Genomic DNA, 2,960 nt, shown 5'->3' with positions numbered 1-2,960 from the left:
CCGCGCTCCAGGGTGCGGCGGAAGCGGGTCTCTTCCAGGCGCAGGGTCTCGGCGATGAGCCCCTCGGCGCGGGTGAGCTCCGGATAGGCTTGGCCCATCTCGCGCAGCAGCGTCGGCACGAGGCGGTACATGACCGGCTCGCGCGAGCCCAGCAATTCGAGGTGGCGCATGGCGCGGCGCATGATCCGGCGCAGCACGTAGCCCCGGCCCTCGTTGCCCGGCAGCACGCCGTCGGCGACCAGGAAGGAAGCGGCGCGCAGGTGGTCGGCGATGACCCGGTAGGAGGCTTGGCTGGCCGGCTCCGGCGGACGCCCGACCGCGTGGCTGACCGCGTCGATGAGGGCGCGGAACAGGTCCGTCTCGTAGTTGCTCTTCACGCCCTGGAGGATCGCCGCCATGCGCTCCAGGCCGAGGCCCGTGTCGATGGACGGGCGCGGCAGGGCGAGGCGGTTGCCCGGCTCGATCTGCTCGTACTGCATGAACACGAGGTTCCAGAATTCGAGGAAGCGGTCGCCGTCCTCGTCCGGAGAACCGGGCGGGCCGCCCTGGAGCGACGGGCCCTGGTCGATGAAGATCTCCGAGCACGGGCCGCAGGGGCCGGTATCGCCCATCTGCCAGAAATTGTCGGAGGTGCCGATGCGGATGATGCGGTCGTCGGAGAAGCCCGCGATCTTGCGCCAGAGGCCGGCGGCCTCGTCGTCGTCGGCATAGACCGTGACCAGCAGCCGGTCCTTCGAGAGGCCGAACTCCTTGGTGATCAGGTTCCAGGCCAGCTCGATGGCGCGCGGCTTGAAATAGTCGCCGAACGAGAAGTTGCCGAGCATCTCGAAGAAGGTGTGGTGCCGGGCGGTGTAGCCGACATTGTCGAGGTCGTTGTGCTTGCCGCCCGCGCGCACGCATTTCTGCGCCGTGGTGGCGCGGTCGTATGGGCGCTTCTCGACGCCTGTGAAGACGTTCTTGAACTGCACCATGCCGGCATTGGTGAACATCAGCGTCGGGTCGTTGCGCGGCACCAGCGAGGAGGACGGCACGACTTCGTGGCCCGCCTTGGCGAAGTAGTCGAGGAAGGTCGACCGGATCTCGTTGACGCCGCTCATCGCATCACAACTCTGTCGTAGGGTGCCGCAGGAGCGCGCACGCCCGGGTTCCGCCGAGGCATACGCGCGCCGCGCGGGATGAAGTCCCTTGTGTCCGAGAGAGGCCTGGGATCAAGGGGTTCCGCCGCGCTGGCGCACTCATAAGGAGCGTTCCGGCGCAAGTCACGGTCCGGTTTCGCTTTTGCTCACCGCCGCGCTTAAGAACACCGTTCTCCACCACACCTGGGATTTCCAACGATGCCCGTCGAAATACGCCTCCTCGCCTGGTCCTGCCTGCTCGGGCTGGTCCACGTCATCGCGGCCTCCGCCAGCGGCCTGCAGCAGCGGGGCGGCCTCGACTGGGCGTCTGGCAACCGCGAGGGCCGGACACCGGAGGTGACCGGCGCGGCGAGCCGCCTGGAACGCGCTTCGAAGAACTTCTTCGAGACCTTCCCGATCTTCGCCGCCCTCGTCCTCGCCTGCGTGGCGACGGGCCGGCACAACACGGCGGTGGTGCTCGGCGCCTACCTCTATTTCTTCGCCCGGCTCATCTATCTGCCCGTCTACGGCTTCGGCATCCCCAAGATCCGCTCGATCATCTGGGGCGTCGCCATAGTGGGCATCCTGTTCGTGATGTGGGGCTTGTTCATCAAGCTCCTGCCCTACACGCCCTGACGCGGCGATCCCCTTGCCGGCGGCGCCGCCAGGCTCATATCGTCGGGGCTCAACCGCCCCGACCATGCGGGCGGATCCCAGGGAGACATCCATGCGATCGGTCCTCACCGCGACGCTCCTGGCCGGCTGCGCCGCGCTCGCGCTCTCCGTCGGCGTCCATGCCCAGGGCGCGGCCCCCGCAGAGACCAAGGCGAAGGCCGACGCGCTCGAAAAGCTCACCGGCATGCAGAGCACCGGCACCGCCGAGGCGCCCGAGATTCCCCAGACCGGCCGGCGCGCCGACGCGCTGCGCAAGACGCTGGCCAAGATCAAGCTGCCCGACGGCTTCAAGATCGATCTCTACGCGGTGGTGCCGGATGCCCGCTCCATCGCGGTCGGGCCCAATGCCGGGGTGCTGTTCGTCGGCACCCGCAAGTCCAAGGTCTACACCGTCACCGACCGCGACAAGGACCGCGTCGCCGACGAGGTCCGGGCCTTCGCGCCGGGCATCGACTTCAAGATCCCCAACGGCGTCTGCTTTTCCAAGGACGGCGTCCTGACCATCGTCGAGCAGAACCGCGTGCTCTCGTTCCCGGCGGCCGAGTTCTTCTACGAGAGCCCGGACGTCGCCGCCGGCATCCTGGTCAAGCAAGGCGCACTGATCCCGGCGGCGGAGGAGAGCTACAACCACACCGCCCGGATGTGCCGCGTCGGCCCCGACGGAAAGACCTACATCTCCCTCGGCCAGCCCTACAACGTGCCCCCGGCGGCCAAGCGCGACCTCTACGCCCAGACCGGCATCGGCGGGATCATCCGCATGGACGCCGACGGCAAGAACCGCGAGGTCTACGCCACCGGCATCCGCAACTCGGTGGGCATGGATTTCAACCCCGCCGACAAGGCCCTGTGGTTCACCGACAACCAAGTCGACGGCATGGGTGACGACACGCCGCCCGGTGAGCTCAACCGCATCGCCAAGGCCGGCGAGACCTTCGGCTTCCCGTGGTTCGGCGGCGGCCATGTCCGGACCGTCGAGTACAAGGACGAGACGCCGCCGAAGGAGGCGGTCTTCCCGCAGGCCGAATTGCCGCCGCACGCCGCCGACCTCGGCATGACCTTCTACACCGGGCGCTAGTTCCCCGAATCCTACCGCGGCGGCATCTTCACCGCCGAGCACGGCTCTTGGAACCGCACCCAGCCCATCGGTGCCCGCATCATGTTCGTGCCCGT

2 protein-coding genes and 1 pseudogene are annotated in these 2,960 nt (G+C 68.2%); 2 read left to right on the top strand and 1 reads right to left on the bottom strand.

Annotated elements, in window-relative coordinates; genetic code table 11:
* Positions 1-1,097, bottom strand: a 1,097-nt coding sequence (gene alaS, locus JWQ05_RS02370; RefSeq protein ID WP_299653890.1) for an alanine--tRNA ligase, incomplete at its 3' end; no start/stop codon positions are given.
* A 237-nt stretch (positions 1,098-1,334) separates the two neighbouring features.
* On the opposite strand from alaS, the gene JWQ05_RS02365 reads away from it, so the two are divergent.
* Positions 1,335-1,751, top strand: coding sequence for an MAPEG family protein (locus JWQ05_RS02365; RefSeq protein WP_299653887.1), 417 nt, complete (start codon positions 1,335-1,337; stop codon positions 1,749-1,751).
* Between the two features lie 91 nt (positions 1,752-1,842).
* Positions 1,843-2,960: pseudogene (locus tag JWQ05_RS02360) on the top strand (PQQ-dependent sugar dehydrogenase); the annotation flags it as partial.

The organism is Methylobacterium sp., assembly GCF_028290105.1.
Lineage (GTDB): Bacteria > Pseudomonadota > Alphaproteobacteria > Rhizobiales > Beijerinckiaceae > Methylobacterium.
The sequence above is the reverse complement of the archived record's forward strand: the minus strand, read 5'-3'. Positions and strand labels throughout refer to the sequence as shown.

Coding starts and splice junctions, on each gene's coding strand:
- JWQ05_RS02365 (WP_299653887.1), top strand. CDS start 1,335: ATGCCCGTCGAAATACGCCTCCTCGCCTGGTCCTGCCTGCTCGGGCTG.